Here is a 22,066-nt window from a genome sequence, read left to right on the forward strand (position 1 = left end):
CAACGCGGCGCCATCCCGATATTGCGATTGGTTCTGAGAATCAATTGCAAATAGCTTGACCGCGTGTCCCGGTCGCTCTAACCCCCATCGCCACAAAATTGCGAATAGCTCGCATCTTACCATCGAAGGGGATATCGATGTCTCGCCTGAAGCTGGCCGCCCTGGCTGCCGCCTCGACCGCCGCTCTGCTCGCCTCGACCGCTCAAGCGGCCGACAACGCCGCCGCCTCCGTCGACGCCACGGAAGTCGACAAGGTCACGGTGACGGCTACACGTTCCGAACGACCGATCTCAAAAGCGCCGGCGACGGTCAGCGTCATCTCGGCGGACGAAATGGAAGACGGGCTGGTCAAGGACATCAAGGACCTGGTCCGCGACGAACCTGGCGTCGCGGTGCGCACCGCCCCCGCCCGCTTCACCGCCGCCGGGGCCTCGACGGGTCGCGACGGCAACGCCGGCTTCAACATCCGGGGCCTGGAAGGCAATCGCGTGCTGATCGTGGTCGACGGCGTGCGCGTCCCGGACGGCTTCGCTTTCGGGGCCCAGTCGACCGGTCGCGGCGACTATGTGGATCTCGATATCCTGAAATCCGTGGAGATCGTCCGCGGCCCCGCCTCGGCGCTCTATGGCGCGGACGGCCTGGCCGGTTCGGTCAGCTTCATCACCAAGGACCCGTCGGACATCCTCAAGCCCGGCCAGAACGTCGCCGGCCGCGCCCGGGCATCCTACGCTTCGGCCGACGAAAGCTGGAGCGAGAGCCTGGTCCTGGCGGGCCGCTCGGACCGCTGGGAAGCGATGTTGGCCTATACCCGTCGCGACGGCGAAGGCCAGAAGACGGCCGGAACCAACGACTCGGCCAACACCGACCGCACCACCGCCAATCCGGAGGACAACAAGTCCAACGCGGTTCTCGGGAAGCTGATCTACAGCCCCAATGACAAGAACCGCTTCCGCCTGACTGTCGACCACCTGGACCGCGACGTCGACTGGACGGTGCTTTCGGCCATCGCCAAACCGCCGCTGGCCTCGACCAGCGTGATCGGCCTGACCGCCTTCGACCGGATGAAGCGCGACCGCGTCAGTCTGGATCACCGGTTCGACGGCGGCCAAGGCCTGATCGAGGCGGCCCAGACGACGCTCTACTGGCAGCGCAGCAAGACCCGACAGTTCTCGGCGGAAGACCGCAACACCGCCGCCGACCGCACCCGGGACGCGACCTTCGACAACCGGGTGTTCGGCGCGGGCGTCGAGCTGCACAGCCGCTTCGAGACCGGCGCCTTCAAGCATGAGGTTGTCTGGGGCGGCGACGCCTCGATCACCCGCCAGCAGGGCACGCGCGACGGCACGGTCCCGCCGAGCGGCGAGACCTTCCCCGGCAAGGCTTTCCCCACCACCGACTTCACCCTGGGCGGCCTCTATGTGCAGGACGAGATCACAGCCGGCCCGGTGACGATCTACCCCGCCGTGCGCTTCGACTATTACAAGCTGGATCCTAAGGCCGATCCGCTGTTCACGACGGCGACGGCCGGCCAGAGCGACACGCACCTTAGCCCCAAGGTCGGCGTCGTCTGGGACGCGACCGATCTGGTGACGCTGTTCGCCAACCTCGCCGCCGGCTTCAAGGCCCCCTCGCCCTCGCAGGTCAACACCGGCTTCGCCAACCTGGTCTCGAACTACAAGTCGATCTCGAACCCCGACCTGAAGCCCGAGACCAGCCGTACGCTAGAGGCCGGCTTCCGGCTGCATCGCGGCGGCTGGCGCGTGGCCGTGACCGGCTTCACTGGCGAGTACGACGACTTCATCGAGCAGGTTCAGGTGTCGGGGAACTTCACCGCCGCCAATCCGGCCGTCTACCAGTACGTGAATCTGTCGGGCGTGAAGATCAGCGGGGCCGAGGCCAAGGGATCGCTCGACCTAGGCGCGGGCTTCACCGCCAGGGCGGCGGTCTCCTACGCGCGCGGCGCTTCGCGGACGAACGGCGTCAACACGCCGCTGGCCTCGATCGACCCTGTGAAGTTGACCGGCGGCGTGACCTACCGCGCGCCTTCCGGCAAGTTCGGCGGCGACTTCAGCGTCATCCATTCGGACCGCAAGTCCGCCGGCCGCGCGGGCGTCACCTGCGCCGGAACCGGTGGCAGCTCGGCCTACAACTGCTTCATGCCACCCTCGTTCACGGTGGCTGACCTGACCGGCTGGTGGGCGGTAACGGACGCCGTGACGGTACGCGCGGGCGTCTTCAACCTGACCGACGAAAAGTACTGGTGGTGGAGCGACATGCGCGGCCTGGCCGACAACTCCACCGTCAAGGACGCCTACAGCCAGCCTGGCCGCAACTACAGCGTCTCCCTCGCGCTGAAGTTCTAGGCTGGAGAGGGGCGCGCGCGGACGGGAAGCCGCGCGCGCCCGACATCCGAGCTGACAGCGCCTCAACGGCGCATTCATCCGCTCGGAGGAAGTCTTTCCTTTGCTTAGATGCGAGATGATCGCCAAAACCGCTTACACTTTTGGCTATCTCGCTTTAGCTACGGGCTCTCACTAGATCGGAGTTCGCATGCTGCGTCGCCTCTACGACTGGGTCATGGGCCTGGCCGCCTCCCGCCACGCCCCCACCAGCCTGTTCGCCGTATCGTTCGCCGAAAGCTCGTTCTTTCCGATTCCGCCCGATGTAATGCTGGCGCCGATGTGCCTGGCCAAGCCGGAAAAGGCCTGGCGCTATGCGACCCTTTGCACGATCGCCTCGGTGCTGGGCGGCATCCTCGGCTACGCCATCGGCTACTTCCTTCGAGATTTCGGGCTCTGGATGATGACGGTGACCGGCCACGCCGGCGGCCTCGCGGAGTTCCAGTGCTGGTACGGCAAGTACGGTGTCTGGGTAATCCTGGCCAAGGGCCTGACGCCGATCCCCTACAAGCTGGTGACGATCGCCTCGGGCCTAGCGATGTTCAGCTTCCCGATGTTCATCGTCGCCTCGACCCTGACGCGTGGCGCGCGCTTCTTCCTCGTCGCTTTCATCATCAAGAAATTCGGCCCCGCCCTGCTGCCGGTGGTCGAGCGGCGCCTGGCGCTGTTCGCCGGAATCTTGATCGCCCTCATTGTCATCGGCCTGACCGCGAGCCATTTCATTGGCGGTAGCGGCAGCGGCGGAGCCTGCGTGGTATGACGAATGAGAGCGCCCAGACAGAAGCAAACAGCCTCGTCGGCCGCCTCTATGATCTGGTCACGCGTCACTGGCCGCTGCTGGCGTTCCTCGCCAGCGCGCTGATGCTGGCGACCGCTCACGCATTCGAACGTTTCGGCGGCCTGGCGCCCTGCCATCTTTGCCTGAAGCAACGCGAGATCTACTGGGTGGCCGGAACCATCGGCCTGGTCGCCTTCGCGCTGCAGCGCACGCCGCTGTGGCCGCGCCTGCGCCTGCCAGCGAACCTGCTGTTGGGCGCGCTGTTCCTCTATGGCGCGGGGCTGGCGACCTATCACGCCGGCGCCGAATGGAAGTGGTGGCCGGGGCCGTCAGCCTGCTCGGGCATAGGCGCTGCGGCGGCCTCCAACCTTGAGGCCATGCTGAAGGGAACAGCCAAGATCAAGCCGCCGGCTTGCGATACGGCCGCCTGGGTCTTCCTTGGGCTGTCCATGGCGGGCTGGAACGTGTTGATCTCTCTGAAACTGGCCGTCTGGTCCGTCCTGGCGGCGCTGCGCAAGTCGGAAGCCGCGGCATGACCAAACCCACGCCCCATCGCCCTGGCATGGGCGCCCAGAAAGTTCGCCTCGGCGAAATCCTGCGTGTCGACCAGGCTGGAGAACTGGCCGCCGTCCACATCTATCGTGGCCAGGCCGCAGTGATGCGGCACGCGCCCGGCCGCGAGCGGATCGCCGAGCAGCTCAAAGAGATGGAGGGCCACGAACAGGTCCATCTCACGCGCTTCAACGACCTACTGACCGAGCGCGGCGTGCGCCCGACCCTGATGTCGCCGGTTTGGCGCGCGGCGGCCTTCGCGCTGGGCGCTGGCACCGCCCTGCTCGGCGACAAGGCGGCCCATGCCTGCACCGAAGCGGTCGAGTCGGTGATCGAGAAGCATTATGCCGGCCAGATCGAAGAGCTGAAGGACCGCGATCCGGACCTGGCGGCTGAGCTTTCGCAGTTCCGCGACGACGAGCTGGCCCACCGCGACCTCGCCGTCGAGGAAGGCGCCCGCGAAGCGCCCGGCTATTCGCTGCTCAGCGCCGTGATCCAGGCCGGTTGCCGCGCCGCTATCAAGATCAGCGAAAAGATCTAACCCGGCGCTTGGCGCCGCTAACGGCCGCGCCTACCGATGCTCGCCAATCGCTTCGCGTTGGGGGAGTCGCCCGCCTTGTCAGTCCGTATCCGCGCCCTGGCCGCCTGCGCCGCCTCTCTGATCGCTCTCTCCGCCGCCAGCATGGCGCTCGCCGCCGAGCCCCTGAAGACCAGCGCCCTCTCGCTGGAAACCGGCGGCGTCATGCCGATCGAGCAGCAGGCTCTGGCCTTCGACCATGCCGACCTGAAGTTCAAAATCCTGCCCGACAAGAAGGCCATCGAGGGTGAAGCGACGCTAACCTTCACGGCCAAGTCGCCACTGGACAAGCTGGTCCTCGATTTCGACCGAGTGTTCGCGATCAGCAAACTGACGATCGACGGCAAGCCGCTGAAGCCCTCGGCCTGGACCAATCCCGAAGGCCGGATGACGATAACCCTGCCCAGACGCTTGGCGACCGGCAAGACGGTCACGGTCGCCATCGCATACGCCGGCGTTCCCGTGGAAGCCAAGCGCGCGCCCTGGGATGGCGGTTTCGTCTGGAGCAAGACCGAGACGGGAGAGCCCTGGATCGCGACGGCCGTGCAAGGCGATGGCTGCGACCTCTTCTGGCCGTGCATTGACTATCCGACCGGCGAACCCAAGCTCGTCGACCTGCACATCACCGTCCCCGCTCCGCTGGTCGCGCCCGGCAACGGCGTCTTCCTGGGCATGACCGAGAAGGACGGGTGGCGCACCTACAGCTGGCGCGCCAAGTTCCCCAACACCTACGCCATCGCTCTGAACGTCGGCCCCTATGAGGCGCTGACGGCCACCTACAAAAGCCGCTACGGCGACACGATCCCGATGGTGTTCTGGCACCTCAAGAGCCGCACCGAAAAGGCCAAGGCGCTATTCGCCGAGTTCACGCCCATGCTGGACTTCTATGAGCAGATGATCGGCCCCTACCCCTTCCGTGACGAGAAGATGGGCGTGGTCGAGACCCCGCACCTGGGCATGGAGCACCAGACGATCAACGCCTATGGCAATGACTACCGCAAGGACGTCTATGGCTTCGACTGGCTGCTGCAGCACGAGTTCGCGCACGAATGGTTCGGCAACCAGCTGACCAACGCCGACAATGACGACATGTGGCTGCACGAGGGCTTCGGCACCTACATGCAGCCGCTGTTCTCGCAATGGCTACACGGCGACATGGAGTACATGGCGCGCCTGAACCAGATGCGCGTCGACACCAAGAATCGGTTCCCGATCGTCTCGGGTCGCCCCCTGAAGGAGGACGCGGTCTATAACGGCGACCGCGGCCCCGGGAACGACATCTACTATAAGGCCGCCAATGTCCTGCACACGCTGCGCGCCCTGATCGGCGACGAGGCGTTCTTCAAGATCACCAGGATCGCGGTTTACGGCAGGCCCGATCCAGCGCCCGGCAACTTCGCGCCGCGCTATCTTGGCACCAAGGACTTCATCAAGATCGTCAACCAGGTGACGGGCAAGGACTATGGCTGGTTCTTCGACGTCTATCTCTATGAGGCCCAGCAGCCTGAGCTTCTCCAGACCCGCGACGGCGCGGATCTGGTGCTGACTTGGAAGACGGCTAAGGACAAACCCTTTCCCATGCCGATCGAGGTCAAGGTGGGAGACGCGGTCGTAACGGCGGCGATGTCCGGCGGAACCGACCGGATAACCGTGGGCGACGCGTTCCCGATCATCGTGGATCCGGCGTCAAAAGTCCTGCGTCGTCAACCTTATCTCGAGAATTACCACGCCTGGAAAAAAGCCAAGGACGAGGCCGACAAGGCGGCCGCAGAGGCAAAGAAGAAAGCCGAATCCGGACAAAAATAATACTGGCGAGGATACGAGACGACCTCGGAAAGTCATACTTGGCTAACCGCGTTCGTTCACCAGTTGGCGTCACCTTCGCCGTAAAGACGAGGTCGCCATTTGGAGATCCTCGCATGTTCCTCAAGCCCCGCCATATCGTTCCCGTGGCCCGCGGCGCCCTTGTTCTGGGTGTTCTGGCCGTGGTGGCGTTGACCCTCGGCCCGTTCGCGGGCGCTGAGGAAATCTTCGGCCTGAACGACAAGCTGGCCCATGCGCTCGCTTTCGGCGGCCTGCTGGCGATCGCGTTCTTCGCCTTCCCGTTCCGTCGCCGCATCGACATGATGCTGATCGCCTTGGCGATCGGCGCCGGCGTCGAGATCGCTCAAGCCTATGTCTCGCGCAGCAGCAGCCTGCTCGATTTCGTGGCCGACGCGGCCGGCATCTACGCTGTCTACGTGATCAGCATGATCGAGCGCTGGCGCTGGATGATCCGCGAGCAAGGCGCCCTGACCTTCGCCGAAATCGCGGCCATGGACGCGCGTCGCGCCGCACGCCGCGCCAATGTGACGTTCGAACCGCAGGAAGGCTCGGCGGAAGCCGCGAACTTCGCCGAGCGCGCCTCGCAACGGTTTCCTGCTCGCTAATCAGGTTATGCGCTTGACGCTGACCGGGTCGCTGCTCGGGAAGCTCTCTTCAAGCCCTTCGTCGAGCAAGGCTTCCTGACGGTTTTCCGCCGTCTCGACCTTGCCGGCGAGTTGGTCGTGCTTCTCACCCTCGCGGAGCGGCTCCTCCGCCTCGCGGGCGTGGGGAGCGTCGAACGACTTATCTTCCCGGCGGATCTCGCGTTCAGCCGCCATGTCTGCGGTCGAGGCGGAGGTTCCGTGGGTAGGGTGGCGGTCCTTGCCCTGGTCTGAGTCGGGTCGGGTCATGGCTTATCTCCGTGGCTTGAGCCTCGGAGATAAAACCTGCCGCCAAGGTTCCGGTTGCATTGGCGCAACCAGATCACCCGCACCGCAGCCCAGGAGCCTCAGGCTTCCAGCTCGATGTCCCAGTACAGATAATCCAGCCAGCTAACGTGCAGACGCCCCGGCGGGAAGCGTCGTCCGCGCTCCTGCAGCTCATGCATAGAGGGGCGACGCGCGTGGTGGTAGGGCTGCATCCCCGCCTCCCGAGGCGTGCGTCCGCCCTTGCTGAGATTGCAGGGCGCGCAGGCGGTGACGATATTCTCCCACGTCGTGCGACCGCCGCGAGAGCGCGGAATGACGTGATCGAACGTCAAATCCTCGGTCGCGCCGCAGTACTGACAGCTGAATGCGTCACGCAAGAAGAGGTTGAAGCGGGTAAAGGCCGGCGGACGCTCTTGCGGGACGTATTGCTTCAGCGCCACGACGCTAGGCAGCCGCATCTCGAACGACGGGGAATGGACCACCTGGTCGTAGCTGGCCACGACATCGACACGGTCCAGAAAAACCGCCTTTATCACCTCCTGCCAGGGCCAGAGGGACAGCGGATAGTAGCTGAGCGGCCTGAAGTCGGCGTTGAGCACGAGAGCCGGCATGCCCGACGGGGGCGCGTGAGGACCTGCATCAGATCCTCCCTTCGAGGCAAGCGTCAAAACGCCCGAGACCTCGGCTGAGGGGGTACGCGACAGGACTGAAGACGGGCCTCCTTCCTACGCAATTCAGGGAATCGGCATTCATTCCCGAACGCAAGGAAAGGATGGGCCAGATCGGCGACAGAACCAAGACATCTGTCGCCTTGCTTCAAAAAGGCGCGATCTCCCGCCGCTTCACCGCGCCGTAGCAGGCCCACAGAAGGTGCGCGGCGACGCCGCGATAGGGCCGCCACAGTTCGGCGCGGCGATAGGCCTGCTTCTCGTTTGGCCGGACCTCCGCCCGGTCCATCCAGCGCATGGCTTCTTGCAAGGCGACGTCGCCCCCGGGGAACATGTCCATCCGGCCTTGGGTGAACATCAGATAGACCTCGGCCGTCCAACGTCCGATCCCGGTGATCGCGGTCAGCGCGGCCACGGCCTCATCGTCGGAAAGGCCCGGCAAGGCCTCGAAATCGCAGGTTCCCGAGACGTGGGCCTCGGCGATCGCGCGGGCGTAGCGCGCCTTGGGCCGGGAAAGGCCGAGCGACAAAAGGTGCGCGTCCTCGTACGCCAGCACCGCCTCGGGCGTTATCTCGGGCAAGCCCGCTTCGACCCGCGCCCAGATCGCGGCGGCCGAGGCTAGCGAGACCTGCTGCTGCACGACCATCTTCAGCAGGCCCGGAAAGCCGCCCAGCCCCACGCGCCAGTCGAAAGGCGGTGTCACCGCCTCGATCCCCGCCAAAGCTGGATCGGCGTCGGCCAGTATCTTGCAGGCTTCGCGAAGAGTCTCTGCGGAGGGCGGAAAAAACATTGTTCGCAGGTGAAGACCCGACGCGCGAAAGGCAATCCGAAACTTGCGGTCTAGTCGATCGCGGTAATCTCGATCTCGCCGCCCGACGCCGCGGCGGTTTCGCCCAACGCCTTGCCCAACAGCGCCCGCGCGATCGGGGCGATATAGGACACCGAGCCCTTGGCCGGGTCGGCTTCATCCTCGCCGACGATGCGGAAGGTCTGCACGCGGCCGTCCTCGCGCTCGAAGGTCACGCGGTCGCCGAACTGGACGACGGTCTTGGTCGGGTCGCGCTCCATCAGCTGAGCGGTGGCGCGACGCGCCGACCAGTAGCGCAGATCGCGTGTCGCACGCGCCATGGCCGTTCGGTCGCCGTCAGCCGCGCCGCCGGCGCTCTGGGCGGAGGCATAGGCCGCGCGCGCCGAAGCCAGCTCGGCCTCGATCTTGGCCAAGCCTTGCGGCGTGACGAGGTTGGGATGGGAAGAGATCGGGCGATCGGGCAGATCGGCCGCGAAGGCCTCGCTGTCGCCCTCTTTCGTGAAGGCGACGCTCATAGCCGCTCGGAAGTCTTGATCATCGAAGAATTCGCCTATGACGCGCACATGCGGCGTCGAGGCCTAACGCGTCCCGACTTGGTTAGCTCCCCCTTGGGGCGGCATCAAGCATCGGACGCGGCGGCGGGCGCCGATGCGGCCCGCCGAGCGCGAGCAGATCGCTTACAGAACGACGCCAGCCACGGCGGCCGCGACGGCCACAGCGATGACGAGGAAATAGCCGCCCGCAAGGCGGTCGAAAGCGTTCTCGAAGGCGGTCACATAACGAAGCATGTCGGTATCCCCTGATGCGTTATCACGTCCGGGCCCACCATGGACCATTGGCCGCCGCTTGGCCGAGCCAATCTGGACAGCGCTTAGATAACGCAAATCTGAACGCCGTCAAGATGATCTTTACAGCGTTTGGATGAAATTCTAGAAAGCCGGGGTTAGAGTGAGCCCAATGACCATCGCGACCGTCGAACCCCGCCCCTATCACCATGGCGACCTCAGCCGCGCGCTGATTGGGGCCGCGCGAAAAATCCTCGAGACCGACGGCCCCGCCGCTCTGTCGCTACGGGCGGTAGCACGCGAGGCCGGCGTCAGCCCCGCCGCGCCCTACCACCACTTCAAGGACAAGGCGCAACTGCTCGAAGCCGTCGCCCATGAAGGCTGGGTCGAACTAGACGCGGCGCTTTCGAAGGCGCGCGCCTCGACCCGGGACCCGAGCGAGCGGATGTCGAATCTCGGCGTGGCCTATGTCTGCTTCGCCCGCGACAATCCCGCCCTCTATCGCGTGATGTACGACTGCTCGCGCGACAAGGACGCCCTGCCCGACCAGCTGAAGGAAGGCGGTGCCTACTGCCAGGTGCGCGACACCTTGGCCGAGCAGTCCAAGACGCCTCTCGCCGAGATCGACCTTGAGCTGGCCACCATCGCCGGCTGGTGCGCGGGCCACGGCCTGGCCGAGATGATTGGCTTCAAGCAGTTTGCCCATCTCAAGGAAGTGCTCGGCGGCGAGGAAGCTTTCCTGCGCGCGGTGTTCCAGCACCTGGGCATGTTCGCGAAGTTCGCCGAAGACTGAGCGTGCCCTTCGTCACCCGGTTCGCCCCCTCACCCACGGGCCATCTGCATCGCGGACACGCCTATTCCGCCCTCTCGGCCTTCATGGCCGCGCGGGACGCCGGCGGCCGCTTCCTGCTGCGGATCGAGGACATCGACGTCACGCGCAGCCGCCCCGAATACGAGGCCGCCATCCTCGAGGACCTGTCGTGGCTGGGGTTGGCCTGGGAAAATCCCGTCCGTCGACAGTCGGACCATCTGGCCGACTACCACGCCGCGATCGAGGCCCTACGGACGCGCGGCCTCGTCTATCGCTGCTTCAAGACCCGCAAGGAAATCGACATCGGCCGCGCCCCGCACGAGCCGTCCATTCCCTATGCTGGCTCGCCGCTGCCGCCCGACGAGGAAGCTGAACGCCTCGCGCGCGGCGAGGCCTTCGCCTGGCGGCTGTCGTTGGCTGCGGCGCGCGAGGCTCTGGGCGGCTTCGAGACCCTGACCTTCGTCGAGGAAGGCGCCGGCCCGAACGGCGAGACGGGCCTGATCCAGGCGCGACCCGAAACGGCGGGCGACATCGTCCTAGCCCGCAAGGACGTGGGGGTCGCCTACCACCTCGCGGTCGTCCACGACGACGCCCTGCAAGGCGTCACGCACGTGATCCGGGGCAACGACCTCTTCGAGGCGGCGCATATTCAACGACTACTGCAAGCTCTGCTCGACCTGCCGACACCGATCTATCGCCACCACGGCTTGCTGCTAGGCCCCGACGGGAAACGCTACGCCAAACGCGACAAGGCCCAGACGCTGCGAGAGCTTCGGGCGGCCGGGGTCAGCCCCGAGGCTCTAAGCTACGAACTGGGCTTCGTCTGAGTCTCTATCGGCTCCAGTAGTGATAGCGATAGGCGGGCTCGAAGCCTTCAGCAGCGTAGAGCGCGATAGCCGAGGCGTTGCCCGCCTCGACCTGAAGCCAGGCGCGCTGGGCGCCCCTTTGGCGCGCCTCGGCCAATAGCGATCGCAAGACCCGACGCGCCAAGCCCTTGCGGCGATGCGTCGGGACGGTGCGCATGCCAAAAACGCCGACGACGCCCCCGCCCAAGGCCGCGACGCCGATCGCGGCTGGCGCGCCGTCGATCTCCAACCGAGCATAGAGGGCGGGTGGCGGCATGCGGCCAAGCGCTTGGACCCGTTCGCGTCCATCCTCCGGATCGCCCGCCGAGGCCGTGAACACGGCCTCGAAAGTCGCATCAGGCGTGGGCGAAAGACGCACCCCCGCGTCGCCCTCCCCGCCTGTCGCTCCCGCCATGACCAAGGTCTCGTGGCCAAAGCGGTAGCCCCGCGCGGCGAGACGTTCGGCGAGATCAGGCGGAGCAAACACCCCATCAGTCAGCTTGAAGCGCGGCGGCAAGCCTCGCGCGACGTACCACGCCTCCACCGCTTCAATGGCAAGGTCAGGGTCACGATCCGGCGCGTCCAGCGGCCAACAAGCATTGATCCGCAGCGAATAACCGGAAGAAGCGTTCAGCCTCCAGCCGCCCAGCCTTTCACGCTCGCGCGCGGGCCAGGCGTCGTCGGCCAGCGGCTCGAGGACCTTGGGGTCGATCACTTTTCGGCCAGCAGCTTCTCGACCAGACCCCGGACCTCAGGGGCCGACCAGTCGGCGGGCCCCGCTAGCCGAGCGCGTTCACGCCCCTCACGATCATAGATGACCGTGGTGGGATAGCCTTGGGCCCGCGGCTGCAGGTCGAACGACAGCTTGTAGGAAGGGTCGCGATAGGTGACGAGCGGCGGGTTGGCGGCCATCTCCTCCCTGACCAGGTTCAGGTCGCTGTCGCGGTCGACACTGATCGGCAGCACGGTCACTGGCTGGGTGGCGTAGACGGCCTGCAGCTTGGCAAGGGTCGGCATCTCAGCCTTGCACGGCGCACACCAGGTAGCCCACAGGTTCATGACCACGACCCGCCCCTTGAAGTCGGCGAGAGTGGCCGGCTTGCCGTCCATGCTGGTGAACACCGTGGCCGGCGCCGGACGCGGGCTTTCGGGGACGTCCAGCTTCGCCAGCGTCCCCTTCTTGAATTCTCTGAGGTCGGCGGGACCTTGGGGTTTGAACGAAGCGGTGACGATGACGTATAGAACCGCCGCCACACCGACGAGGATGACGCCCGCAAGCGCCAGCCTAAAAGGATTGCGCTTCGCAGCGCCCGGCTCGTTCTGACCCGACTGGACTTCGCTCATATGACCGACCATGCCTCCGATACGCCCCAGGCCGCCAAGGGCCAGGGCCAAGCCATGTGGGGCGGTCGCTTTTCGGCCAAGCCCGCCGAGCTGATGCAGGCGATCAACGTCTCCATCGGCTTCGACAAGCGCCTTTGGGCGCAGGACCTGGCAGGCTCGCGCGCCCACGCCCGGATGTTGATCAGCCAAGGTGTGATTGCAAGCGCCGACGGCGACGAAATTCTCAAAGGTCTCGACACCATCGAGGGCGAGATCGCCGCGGGGACCTTCCCGTTCCGCGACGAGTACGAAGACATTCACATGAACATCGAGGCGCGACTTCGCGAGCTGATCGGCCCGACGGCCGGCCGGCTGCACACCGCCCGCTCGCGCAACGACCAGGTGGCTGTCGACTTCCGCCTGTGGGTCCGCGACGCCTGCGATCGCTCGGTCGGCCAGCTGGAAGCCCTTCAGAAGGCGCTGTTGGCCCAAGCCGAGGCCCACGCCGACGCACTGATGCCGGGCTTCACCCACCTGCAGCCAGCCCAGCCGGTGACCTTCGGCCATCACCTGATGGCCTATGTCGAGATGTTCGGCCGCGACGCCAGCCGCTTCCGCGACGCCCGCGCCCGCATGAACGAGTGCCCGCTGGGCGCGGCCGCTCTGGCCGGCTCGCCGTTCCCGATCGACCGCCACCAGACGGCGGCGAGCCTGGGCTTCGACCGTCCGACCGCCAATTCGCTGGACAGCGTCTCCTCGCGCGACTTCGCGCTGGAAGCGCTGTCAGCCGCCTCGATCACCGCCACGCACCTGTCGCGCCTGGCCGAGGAGATCGTGCTGTGGACGACGCCGATGTTCGGCTTCATCAAACTGACCGACGCCTTCACCACCGGCAGCTCGATCATGCCGCAGAAAAAGAACCCCGACGCGGCCGAGCTGATCCGCGCCAAGGTCGGCCGGATTCTGGGCTCGCTGACCACCCTGACTGTGGTCATGAAGGGCCTGCCGCTGGCCTATTCGAAGGACATGCAGGAGGACAAGGTCCCGACCTTCGAGGCCTTCGACGCTCTGGAGCTGGCCTTGCTGGCCATGGCCGGCATGGTCGCGGACCTGACCCCGAACACCGAAGTCATGGCCAAGGCGGCGGGCGCGGGCTTCTCGACCGCCACCGACCTGGCTGATTGGTTGGTGCGGACGTTGAACATGCCTTTCCGCGACGCCCACCACGTGACAGGTTCGGCCGTGAAGACCGCCGAGGGTCTTGGCGTTGATCTGGCCGATCTTACCTTGGAGCAGTTCCAGGCGATCGAGCCCCGGATCAGCCAGGACGTTTACGCCGTTCTGACCCCGGCCGCCTCGGCGGCCAGCCGTATGAGCTATGGCGGGACCGCCCCCGCCCAGGTCCGCGCCCAGATCGCGCGTTGGAAGGAAGTTCTGGCATGAGGCTCCGTCGCCCTCTCACCGTTCTGACGCTCGCGGCTCTGGCCGTCACGGCTGCGGCCTGCGGCAAGCAAGGCGCTCTGGAGCGTCCCACGCCCCTGTGGGATCCGGCCAAGAAGGCCGCCTGGGAAGCCGAGCGCCGCGCGGCCTCGGCCCAGGCCAACCAGCCCGCCCGCGCCGGCGGGACCCAAGAACTCCGGGACCCGGCCTCCAGCAACCGCACCATTCGCGCCGCGCCGCTGCCCGGCACGAACGATCCGTTCGGCGGCCCCTCCGCCGCCGGCTTCCCCGGCGCCACGCCCAACTAGGACCTCGCGTTGAACCACTTCGAGTACGGCCCCGAGGGCCTGGCCTGCGAGGGCGTTCCCCTGGCCAAGATCGCGGCCGAGGTCGGCACGCCGGTCTACGTCTATTCCCGCGCCACGCTGGAGCGGCACTTCACGGTCTTCCGCGACGCCCTCGCGGTGGCCGGCGTGGTCGATCCGCTGATCGCCTATGCGGTGAAGGCCAATTCCAACGTCGCGGTGCTGAAGGTGCTGGGCGAGCTGGGCGCCGGCGCCGACACCGTCTCGGAGGGCGAAATCCGCCGCGCCCTGGCGGCCGGCATCCCCGGCGAGCGCATCGTCTTCTCCGGCGTCGGCAAAACCCGCCGCGAGATCGCCTTCGCCCTGAAGACGGGCGTGGCCGAGATCAATGTCGAGTCCGAGCCGGAACTGGACCTGATCGCGCAGGTCGCCGCGAACATGGGCGTGAAGGCCAAGGTCGCCTTCCGCGTCAATCCGGACGTCGCCGCTGGCGGCCACGCCAAGATCGCCACGGGCAAGTCCGAAAACAAGTTCGGCGTCTCGTTCGCCGAGGCCGCGCGCCTGTACGCCAACGCCAGCAACAACCGCAATCTCGAGCCGGTCGGCGTGGCCTGCCACATCGGCAGCCAGATCACCGATCTGGAGCCCATGCGCGCCGCCTTCACCAAGATGCGGGGTCTCGTCGAGCAACTGCTGGGCGAAGGCCTCTCGGTCGAGCGGCTGGACCTGGGCGGCGGCCTGGGCGTGCCCTATTTCAATAGCCCCGCTCCCCCCTCGCCCGCTAAATTCGCCGCCATGGTCGGCGAGGTCACTCACGGCCTGCCAGTGACCCTAGCCTTCGAGCCTGGCCGCGTGATCGCCGCCAACGCCGGTGTGCTGGTCAGCGAGGTCGTGCACGTCCATGAGCGGCCGGAGGGCCGCAAGTTCCTGGTCATCGACGCGGCCATGAACGACCTGATTCGCCCGGCCATGTACGACGCCTTCCACGACATCCGTCCCGTGATCCAGCGCGGCGGCGAGACCGTCTACGACGTCGTCGGCCCGGTCTGCGAGACGGGGGACACCTTCACCCGCGATCGCGCGCTTCCGCCGTTCACGACGGGCGACCTGGTGGCTTTCATGTCGGCGGGCGCCTATGGGGCCGCGATGGCCAGCGAGTACAACACCCGTCCCCTCGTGCCCGAGGTGTTGGTGGATGGCGATCGCTACGCTGTGATCCGCAAACGTCCGACCTATGACGAGATCCTGGCGCGCGATCTGATACCGGACTGGGTTTAAGTAGTCGTACGGACCGAAACTCTTTCCGATCGTCACGCTAGATTAACCGCGATCACCGAACTTCAACCCAATTTGGGGCGTGGAGTATCTTCGGTGGGCAGCTTCATAGAGTTCGACAGTATCGAGGCGCAACGAAAAGTGGGCGGGCACCTGGTGCTCGTCTGCATCGCGGCCTTGGCGCTGATCACCCCGGTCGCCAGCCTGTTCACCGGCGGCAAATCGACCATGACGCTGGCCGGCGGCTCGGTGCTGCTTGCCGCGATCGGCTGGGGCGGCTGGGCCATCTGGCGCGACAACGCCGCCCAACGGATTTCCACTGCGGTCACCCTGATGGGGCAGGTCAGTCTGTTCGTCGCCGCCTTCGCGGGTCACGCGTTGCAGCCCGAAGCTCGGATGGCCTACCTCGCCGCCTTGGCGCTGATGGTGGCCTATGGCGACTGGCGCGCGGTCGCCGTGGCCGCCGGCACGATCATCTCCATCGAGATCGCCGCCGCCCTGTTCGCGCCCCACCTGCTGATGATCGGCGAGGTCACGTTCCTGCGCGTCGCCCTAAGCGCCGGCGTCACCTTGGCCACCGCCTGGTCGCTGATCTGGCTGACCGCCAGCGTCTCGCGCCTGTTCGTCACCGTCACCGCACGCACCGACAAGGCCCTCGACGCCGCCGCCCGGGCTGACGCCGCCAACGCCGACGCCGAAGCCCAGCGCGCCGCGCGCGACGCCGCCAACGCCGAGCAGGCTCGGCAGAAGGCTGCGGTGGAAGCCGAGCAGACCCAGGTCGTCGAGGAACTGGCCGAGGCTCTGGCCCACCTGTCGCGCGGCGACCTGACCTGGCGCCTGACCCAGACCTTCGCCGCTCGCTACGAGCCCCTCCGCGCCGACTTCAACGAGGCGCTGAGCCGCCTGCAGGCGGCTATGCGCGAGATCGCCGGCAACGCCGCGAGCATGACAGCGGGCGTCGCCGACATGTCGCGCGCCTCGGACGAGCTGGCCCGCCGCACCGAGCATCAGGCCGCCAGCCTAGTCCAGACCACCGCTCAGCTCGGCGAGATCACCGTGGCCGTCCAGAACACGGCCGAAAGCGCCAACCAGGCCAACGCCGCCGCCGCCGCCGCCCGCCAGGAGGCCGAGCGTTCGGACCCGGTGGTCAGCGAGGCCGTCGAGGCCATGACCCAGATCGAAACCTCGTCGGGCCAGATCGGCAAGATCATCGGCGTCATCGACGAGATCGCCTTCCAGACCAACCTCCTGGCCCTGAACGCCGGGGTCGAGGCGGCCCGCGCCGGTGAAGCCGGTCGTGGCTTCGCGGTCGTGGCTCAGGAAGTGCGGGCCCTGGCCCAACGCTCGGCCGATGCGGCCAAGGAGATCAAGGCCCTGATCAACGTCTCTGGCGATCAGGTCAGCGCCGGCGTCGAGCGCGTGGGCCGCACGCGCGAGGCGCTGCAGCGGATCATCGCCCGCGTCGCCGAGATCAACACCCAGGTCAACGCCATCGCCGCCTCGGCCCGCAACCAGGCCGAGGGCCTGGGCGAGGTCAATAGCACGATGGGCGAGATGGACCGCGTGGTGCAGCAGAACGCGGCCATGGTGGAAGAGACCACCGCCGCCGCCCACGCCCTGCGCAACGAGGCCCAGGAGCTGGCTCAGCGAGTCGACATGTTCGAGATCGGCCGCGAAGCGCGGCCGCAGGCGGAGCAGCGCGCGGCTTAAGGCAGCCGCGCTCTACGGCCTTAGTCCATCGCGCCGATGTAAGGCAGGCCACGGCTCTTGCCTTCGTCGTCGAGGCCATAGCCCACCAGGTAGCGCGCGGGCGCCTCCCAGGCCACGAAGTCAGGCTCCATGCCCCGCGAGGTCGGCCAGGGCTTGCGGGCGAAGACAGCTGTCAGCACCTCGCTGGCGCCAGCATCCTTCACCAGGCGCGCGGCCTCCGACAGCGACAGGCCCGTATCGAAGACGTCATCGACGACCAGGGCGCGGCGGCCCACCAGCGGACGCTGCAGGTCAGCGCGAACCTCGCAACGGCCCGAGCTCTTGCGCTCGTCATGATACGAAGCCAGCCACAGGGCGTCGAAGCGTACGTCGCGGCCGGCTTTCCAAAGCGCGCGGGTCAGGTCGGCGGCGAACCAGAGGCCGCCGGTCAGCAGGCAGACGACCACGGTGTCGTCGTCGATGCGCGGCGCGATCGCCTCGGCCAGCGCCTTAACCCGTTCAGCGATCTCGGCTTCAGAGATCAGGACTTCGGGCTTCTTGGAATCATTCATGGTGAGCGGGTTCGTGAGAGTCTGTGGGGACGGTTTTGTCCCCGCTCTCATGTCCCGGGGGGCATGTCCAGCCGCTTCTGACGACGCGGACGTCTCCTGGGCGCCGCGCAAGGCCACATCGGGCTTCTCGCCGTGCCCTTCGGCGCCCTTTTCATGGGCCGCCGACGGGGGGATCGACGCCTTCACGGCCCCCTCGTCGGTCGCAAAGCCAATCTGCAGGTCCTTGGCGGTGCGCGGCGGGTCTAGGAAGGTGACCGAGAAATGCCGCACCTCGCCCGGCGGAATCTTGGCGTCGCGCGCGGCGGCCAGCTGGCCGGAGACCCGCTTACCCTCGCCGTTCAGAAGCTCGACGCGCAGCGCCGGCGCGACAACCGGATGCTCTGTAATATTGCGAATGGCGCCCGTCACGGTGACCGCCGCGTGACCGTCCTTCATCAGAGGCTGAGCCTTGATGCTTCCGCGGTCGATGACCAGGCCCACGGTGTTCACGGGCAGCCCGACGGCCGCATAGGCTCCGGCGGTTCCGGGCAGAATCCGCACGATGTCGATGCGGAAGATCAGCGCGCCGATGACGAGCGCGGCCATGACCGCCGCCACGCCCGCCCAGATGACGCCCGTGACGGTGGCCTCGCGCAGCCGCCGCTGAGCGTCGGCGCGGGCGCGGAAGACCTTGGGCAGTTCCTCGCCCGGCAGGGCGCTGACCGGCGGCTCTTCAACCGCCTCGCTTTCAGTCGGCTCGCCCGCCGACTCAGGGGCGGCCTCCGAGTCGCTCCGGCTGGCGAGACTGGGGTTTTCAGGATCCTCGAAGAGGTCGGTCGCCGTCTCTTCGTTGCGCGCCGTCCACCGATGGCCGCAGGCCGCGCAGCGCACGACCCGGCCTTCCGGACCGACCTTGGAGTCGTCCACGAAATAGCGGCTGGCGCACTCCGGACAGGTCAGTATCATGGCCGCGAATCGAACGATCTCTACACGCTGCTTACGGGGTCGCCGATTTTAACCCTGATGTCCAGAAAGCCCAGTGACGCGCCTTGCGGATCGACACAGAACAGGGCGATGACGCCCTACCGGTGGTCCGCTTCGAAGGCGTCTCCATGCGCTACGGCCGGGCGCCCGAAACTCTCAAGGATATCAGCTTCTCCCTGCGCCAGGGCTCGTTCCATTTCCTGACCGGAGCCTCCGGCGCGGGCAAGAGTTCGCTGCTTAAACTGATCTATCTGGCCCACCGTGCGTCACGAGGACGCGTGGAACTCTTTGGCCGCGATATCAGCCTGCTCCACCCCAATGACCTGCCGTTCGTGCGTCGCCGCATCGGCGTCGTTTTCCAGGAATTCCGGCTGCTCGAGCATCTGTCGGTGTTCGACAACGCAGCCCTTCCGCTGCGTATTCTCAAGCGCAAACCCGCCACCTATCGCGACGACGTCGCCGAGCTTCTGAAATGGGTCGGCCTGGGCGAGCGCATGCATGCTCTTCCCGCGACCTTGTCCGGCGGCGAGAAGCAGCGACTGGCCATCGCCCGCGCCGTCGTCGATCGCCCCGATATCCTGCTGGCCGACGAGCCGACGGGCAATGTCGACCCGGCCATGTCGCTGCGCCTGCTGCGCTTGTTCGTCGAGTTGAACCGCCTGGGCACCACGGTGCTGATCGCCACCCACGACGAAGACATGGTCGCGCGCGCCGGAAGACCGGCCCTGCGTCTGCTGGACGGACGCCTGATGGGGGCGGAGGCGACGCCGTGACCGCGCTGTTCGACGTCTCGCGATGGCGGCCAGGGCCGCTGCTGCCGCCGCGCGACGCGCGGGATGGGGCGCTTGTTTTCGTCGTCGCCGTCCTGTGCTTCCTGGCCTGCCTCACGGCCTTCGCGGCTCTGGCCGCCAACCGCGCCGCCCACGGCTGGACATCGCAGCTGACCGGCTCGGCCACCGTCGTGGTCCGCGCTCGCGCCGGCGAGACCCCCGACAGCGCCGCCGCCCGCGCCGCCGAGACCTTGGCCGGCGTGCGGGGCGTGGTCGAGGCCCAAGCCCTGACCCGCGAAAAGGCCGAAGCCTTGCTGGAGCCCTGGATCGGCAAGGACGCGCTGGTCGAGGATTTGCCCACGCCGCGCCTCGTCACCCTGGATCTCGACCCCAAGGCGCCGCCCACCGCCCAGATTCTGGACAAGGCCCTGCGCTCGGCGGGTGTTGACGCCACGGTGGATGACCACAGCCGCTGGATCGCCGATATCGAGCGCGCCGCCAACATGGCGCGGCTGGCGGCGCTCGGCGTCTTCACCTTGATCGCTGCTGCTGCGGCGGCGGTCATCGCCTTCGCCACCCGCGCAGGCCTCGCCGCGCGCCGCGACGTCATCGAGGTGCTGCACTTCTCCGGCGCCGAACGCGGCTTCATCGCCGGCCTGTTCCAAGGCCGTTTCGCGATGATGGGCGCGCTGGCGGGTCTGCTGGGCGGCGCCAGCGCGGCCGGGATCGGCGCGCTCCTTCGCTATTTCGGCGGCGGCGCGGGTCTGGCCCCGGTCCTGCCGCTGGCCTGGATGGACCTGCTGGCCGCTGCGCCCGCGCCCATCGCAGCCGCGCTGATCGCCGGAATCTCCGCGCGTCTGGCCGCCTCTCGGATCGTTGGGGAGATGGCGTGAAGTCGCTGGCCGCCCTGCTGATCGCCCTGATGATCTGGGGCCTGGGCCTTTTGGCCTTCACCGGCCGCGTAGACCTCTCCACGCCCGCGCCCGAGCCGCCGCAGGCCGATGGCGTGGTCGCCCTGACCGGCGCCTCCAGCCTTCGCCTGGAAGCCGCCACGCGTCTTCTGGAGGAAGGCAAGGGCAAACGCTTGCTGATCTCGGGCGTCAATCGCGAAGCCACCCGCGCCGACGTCCAGAGCGTCACCAAGGCGGTCAAGCCAATCTACGACTGCTGCGTCGACTTGGGCTTCACCGCCGCCAACACCGTCGGCAACGCGCTGGAAACCGCAGAGTGGGCGCGCTCAAAGGGCTATGAGAGCCTGATCGTGGTCACCGCCGATTATCACATGCCCCGCTCGATGCTGGAGCTCAGCGCCGCCATGCCGGGCGTGAAACTTTATCCCTATCCGGTCAGGACCGATCTCAATGCTCATCGGTGGTGGAAAACCAGCACCAGCGCGCGGCGGATGATCGTGGAGTATTGTAAGTACCTGGCGATCCTGGGACGTGAGGCGTTCCTGGCGCTTGGCCCCAAGACAAAGGACGCCCCCGAGGCGAAGGACGCTTCTTGATCTATCTGCGCTCTTTCCTGTTCCAGCTCGTTTTCTGGCTGTGGTCCGCGACGATGGCGATCCTGATGATCGTCACCTTTCCGCTGCCCAGAGCCGCCAATCGCGCCTGCCTGGCCTTCTGGTCGAAGGGCGTGACGCTGAGCCTGCGCTGGCTGGCGGGCGTGCGCGTCGAGATCCGAGGCCGCGACAACCTCCCGACCGGCGCGGCCCTGGTCGCGGCCAAGCACCAGTCGATGTTCGACGTCTTCAGCCAATTCGCCATCCTCCCGGACGCCTGCTTTGTGATGAAGAAAGAGCTTCTGATGGTGCCGCTGTTCGGCTGGCACGGCCTGAAGGCGGACATGATCGTCGTCGACCGCGACGGCCACTCGGCCGCTTTGAAGAAGTTGGTCCGCGACGCCAAGGACCGCATGAAGGGCGCTCGCCAGATCGTCATCTTCCCCGAAGGCACGCGGGGCGATGTCGGCCAGCCCGGCGACTACAAGCCCGGTATCGCGGCGCTCTATCGCGAGCTTGACATGCCGGTGACGCCCCTCGCGCTCAACTGCGGCGGCCACTGGGACAAGAGCCTGCTGCTCAAGCCTGGGACCATCGTCTTCGAATATCTGGAGCCGATCCCCGCCGGCCTGAAGCGCGCGGAGTTCATGCGTGAGCTGCAGACGCGGATCGACGGCGCGACCAAGGCGCTGGAGGACGAGGGGCTCTAAGCGCCCGTCTCGATGCTCTCGACCATCCTCAGCAGCTTCTCCATGGCGTGGTCGCGCACGCCGTCCTCGCGCAGGTGCATGACGAGGTCGCGGAGATAGTCGATGTTCGGTCCCGATAGTCCCGTCGCGCCGGCGATCAGCTGGGCCTGCTGCTCCAGCGTCAGCGCGCCGGCCCACTGGCTGTGCTTCATGTCTGACAGGAAGACCAGCGCCGGCGCCTTGCCATTCCCATCGACCTTCACGTCGCGCCAAGTCTCGAAGTAGGTCTCGGTCGGCTGCTCGCGCTCGCGCAGATAGGCATAGACGCCTTCCCATTCGGACGCCGCGACCCGATAGGCCATGCCGCGCACCGCGCCGCCGGGGGCCAGGCCCAGCACCAGGCCCGGCCGCTCGTAGGTGCCGCGGTGGTGGACCGAATAGATGCAGAAGGCGCGGCGCCGCCCGTGGAGCACAGCCGTTCTTCGGTCTATGAACGGGAACCCGGGCCGCCACATCAGCGATCCGTATCCGAACACCCAGCGATCTTCGCCGCCGCCTGCCAAACCCATCACCATTCCTGA

At 67.0% G+C, this 22,066-nt stretch carries 24 protein-coding genes and 2 pseudogenes; 16 read left to right on the plus strand and 10 right to left on the minus strand.

Annotation, left to right across the window (positions count from 1 at the left end; all coding sequences use genetic code 11):
• Positions 1-137: 137 nt before the first annotated feature.
• The 6 genes from CSW59_RS17915 (at position 138) to CSW59_RS17940 (ending at position 6,735) form a co-directional block, all read left to right on the plus strand.
• The gene (locus tag CSW59_RS17915; protein WP_099445347.1) at positions 138-2,363 is read left to right on the plus strand and encodes a TonB-dependent hemoglobin/transferrin/lactoferrin family receptor; all 2,226 of its coding nucleotides are present in this window, start codon (positions 138-140) and stop codon (positions 2,361-2,363) included.
• 187 nt (positions 2,364-2,550) lie between these two features.
• Complete coding sequence (locus tag CSW59_RS17920; protein WP_099445348.1) at positions 2,551-3,159, plus strand: YqaA family protein; 609 nt, start codon at positions 2,551-2,553, stop codon at positions 3,157-3,159.
• A complete protein-coding gene (locus CSW59_RS17925; RefSeq protein WP_099445349.1) occupies positions 3,156-3,713 on the plus strand; it encodes a disulfide bond formation protein B in 558 nt (185 codons plus the stop codon). The genes CSW59_RS17920 and CSW59_RS17925 overlap by 4 nt, the downstream gene beginning before the upstream one ends.
• On the plus strand, positions 3,710-4,270 hold the full coding sequence (locus tag CSW59_RS17930) for a demethoxyubiquinone hydroxylase family protein (RefSeq protein ID WP_099445350.1): 561 nt from the start codon (positions 3,710-3,712) through the stop codon (positions 4,268-4,270). The genes CSW59_RS17925 and CSW59_RS17930 overlap by 4 nt, the downstream gene beginning before the upstream one ends.
• Before the next feature lie 36 nt (positions 4,271-4,306).
• Positions 4,307-6,112: a M1 family metallopeptidase gene (locus CSW59_RS17935; protein WP_369825792.1), complete on the plus strand. Its 1,806-nt coding sequence runs from the start codon at positions 4,307-4,309 to the stop codon at positions 6,110-6,112.
• Between the two features lie 113 nt (positions 6,113-6,225).
• Positions 6,226-6,735, plus strand: a complete 510-nt coding sequence (locus CSW59_RS17940) for a VanZ family protein (RefSeq protein ID WP_099445351.1) — start codon at positions 6,226-6,228, stop codon at positions 6,733-6,735.
• On the opposite strand, the gene CSW59_RS17945 is transcribed toward CSW59_RS17940, so the two are convergent.
• The 5 genes and pseudogenes from CSW59_RS17945 to CSW59_RS21510 form a co-directional block, all read right to left on the minus strand.
• Positions 6,736-7,020 (minus strand): hypothetical protein, encoded by a 285-nt coding sequence (locus CSW59_RS17945; RefSeq protein ID WP_099445352.1) that lies wholly within the window; start codon positions 7,018-7,020, stop codon positions 6,736-6,738.
• Between the two features lie 98 nt (positions 7,021-7,118).
• Positions 7,119-7,681, minus strand: a pseudogene (locus CSW59_RS17950) (HNH endonuclease).
• A 173-nt stretch (positions 7,682-7,854) separates the two neighbouring features.
• Complete coding sequence (locus CSW59_RS17955) at positions 7,855-8,496, minus strand: DNA-3-methyladenine glycosylase (RefSeq protein ID WP_099445354.1); 642 nt, start codon at positions 8,494-8,496, stop codon at positions 7,855-7,857.
• A gap of 50 nt (positions 8,497-8,546) precedes the next feature.
• Complete coding sequence (gene greA / locus CSW59_RS17960; protein ID WP_099445355.1) at positions 8,547-9,029, minus strand: transcription elongation factor GreA; 483 nt, start codon at positions 9,027-9,029, stop codon at positions 8,547-8,549.
• A gap of 162 nt (positions 9,030-9,191) precedes the next feature.
• On the minus strand, positions 9,192-9,302 hold the full coding sequence (locus tag CSW59_RS21510) for a hypothetical protein (RefSeq protein ID WP_099445356.1): 111 nt from the start codon (positions 9,300-9,302) through the stop codon (positions 9,192-9,194).
• Positions 9,303-9,471: 169 nt separating this feature from the next.
• On the opposite strand from CSW59_RS21510, the gene CSW59_RS17970 reads away from it, so the two are divergent.
• Together CSW59_RS17970 and gluQRS are read left to right on the plus strand one after the other, a co-directional pair.
• Entirely contained in the window at positions 9,472-10,092 is a 621-nt protein-coding gene (locus CSW59_RS17970) for a TetR/AcrR family transcriptional regulator (RefSeq protein WP_099445357.1), read from the plus strand.
• 2 nt (positions 10,093-10,094) lie between these two features.
• Positions 10,095-10,937: a tRNA glutamyl-Q(34) synthetase GluQRS gene (gluQRS, locus tag CSW59_RS17975; RefSeq protein ID WP_099445358.1), complete on the plus strand. Its 843-nt coding sequence runs from the start codon at positions 10,095-10,097 to the stop codon at positions 10,935-10,937.
• 4 nt (positions 10,938-10,941) lie between these two features.
• On the opposite strand, the gene CSW59_RS17980 is transcribed toward gluQRS, so the two are convergent.
• Positions 10,942-11,670, minus strand: coding sequence for a GNAT family N-acetyltransferase (locus CSW59_RS17980; RefSeq protein WP_099445359.1), 729 nt, complete (start codon positions 11,668-11,670; stop codon positions 10,942-10,944).
• Entirely contained in the window at positions 11,667-12,299 is a 633-nt protein-coding gene (locus tag CSW59_RS17985; protein WP_099445360.1) for a TlpA disulfide reductase family protein, read from the minus strand. Before CSW59_RS17985 ends, CSW59_RS17980 begins: the two co-directional genes overlap by 4 nt.
• Here CSW59_RS17985 and argH point away from each other — a divergent pair, their 5' ends adjacent.
• From argH to CSW59_RS18005, 4 genes are all read left to right on the plus strand, one after another.
• The gene (gene argH, locus CSW59_RS17990) at positions 12,300-13,721 is read left to right on the plus strand and encodes an argininosuccinate lyase (RefSeq protein ID WP_099445361.1); all 1,422 of its coding nucleotides are present in this window, start codon (positions 12,300-12,302) and stop codon (positions 13,719-13,721) included.
• Positions 13,700-14,026: a hypothetical protein gene (locus CSW59_RS17995; RefSeq protein ID WP_099445362.1), complete on the plus strand. Its 327-nt coding sequence runs from the start codon at positions 13,700-13,702 to the stop codon at positions 14,024-14,026. The genes argH and CSW59_RS17995 overlap by 22 nt, the downstream gene beginning before the upstream one ends.
• 9 nt (positions 14,027-14,035) lie before the next feature.
• Positions 14,036-15,301, plus strand: coding sequence for a diaminopimelate decarboxylase (gene lysA, locus CSW59_RS18000; RefSeq protein ID WP_099445363.1), 1,266 nt, complete (start codon positions 14,036-14,038; stop codon positions 15,299-15,301).
• 93 nt (positions 15,302-15,394) lie between these two features.
• Positions 15,395-17,008 carry a methyl-accepting chemotaxis protein gene (locus CSW59_RS18005; RefSeq protein WP_099445364.1) on the plus strand — a complete coding sequence of 538 codons (1,614 nt, stop codon included), beginning with the start codon at positions 15,395-15,397 and terminating at the stop codon, positions 17,006-17,008.
• Between the two features lie 20 nt (positions 17,009-17,028).
• On the opposite strand, the gene CSW59_RS18010 is transcribed toward CSW59_RS18005, so the two are convergent.
• Both CSW59_RS18010 and CSW59_RS18015 read right to left on the minus strand, forming a co-directional pair.
• On the minus strand, positions 17,029-17,610 hold the full coding sequence (locus CSW59_RS18010; protein WP_201722844.1) for a phosphoribosyltransferase: 582 nt from the start codon (positions 17,608-17,610) through the stop codon (positions 17,029-17,031).
• Positions 17,611-17,826: 216 nt separating this feature from the next.
• Positions 17,827-18,504: pseudogene (locus CSW59_RS18015) on the minus strand (MJ0042-type zinc finger domain-containing protein); the annotation flags it as partial.
• 83 nt (positions 18,505-18,587) lie between these two features.
• Between CSW59_RS18015 and ftsE the strand changes: the two are divergent.
• The 4 genes from ftsE to CSW59_RS18035 are packed head-to-tail and all read left to right on the plus strand — an operon-like array spanning position 18,588 to position 21,506.
• Positions 18,588-19,295 carry a cell division ATP-binding protein FtsE gene (gene ftsE, locus CSW59_RS18020; RefSeq protein ID WP_201722845.1) on the plus strand — a complete coding sequence of 236 codons (708 nt, stop codon included), beginning with the start codon at positions 18,588-18,590 and terminating at the stop codon, positions 19,293-19,295.
• The gene (locus tag CSW59_RS18025; protein ID WP_099445366.1) at positions 19,292-20,185 is read left to right on the plus strand and encodes an ABC transporter permease; all 894 of its coding nucleotides are present in this window, start codon (positions 19,292-19,294) and stop codon (positions 20,183-20,185) included. The genes ftsE and CSW59_RS18025 overlap by 4 nt, the downstream gene beginning before the upstream one ends.
• Positions 20,182-20,799, plus strand: a complete 618-nt coding sequence (locus tag CSW59_RS18030) for a YdcF family protein (protein WP_099445367.1) — start codon at positions 20,182-20,184, stop codon at positions 20,797-20,799. Before CSW59_RS18025 ends, CSW59_RS18030 begins: the two co-directional genes overlap by 4 nt.
• Positions 20,796-21,506 (plus strand): 1-acyl-sn-glycerol-3-phosphate acyltransferase, encoded by a 711-nt coding sequence (locus tag CSW59_RS18035; protein ID WP_099445368.1) that lies wholly within the window; start codon positions 20,796-20,798, stop codon positions 21,504-21,506. Before CSW59_RS18030 ends, CSW59_RS18035 begins: the two co-directional genes overlap by 4 nt.
• On the opposite strand, the gene CSW59_RS18040 is transcribed toward CSW59_RS18035, so the two are convergent.
• Positions 21,503-22,054, minus strand: coding sequence for a gamma-glutamylcyclotransferase (locus CSW59_RS18040; RefSeq protein ID WP_099445522.1), 552 nt, complete (start codon positions 22,052-22,054; stop codon positions 21,503-21,505). The two genes, CSW59_RS18035 and CSW59_RS18040, sit on opposite strands and share 4 nt — an antisense overlap.
• Positions 22,055-22,066 lie beyond the last annotated feature (12 nt).

The sequence above is a fragment of the Caulobacter sp. BP25 genome, assembly GCF_002737755.1.
Classification (GTDB): Bacteria; Pseudomonadota; Alphaproteobacteria; order Caulobacterales; family Caulobacteraceae; genus Caulobacter.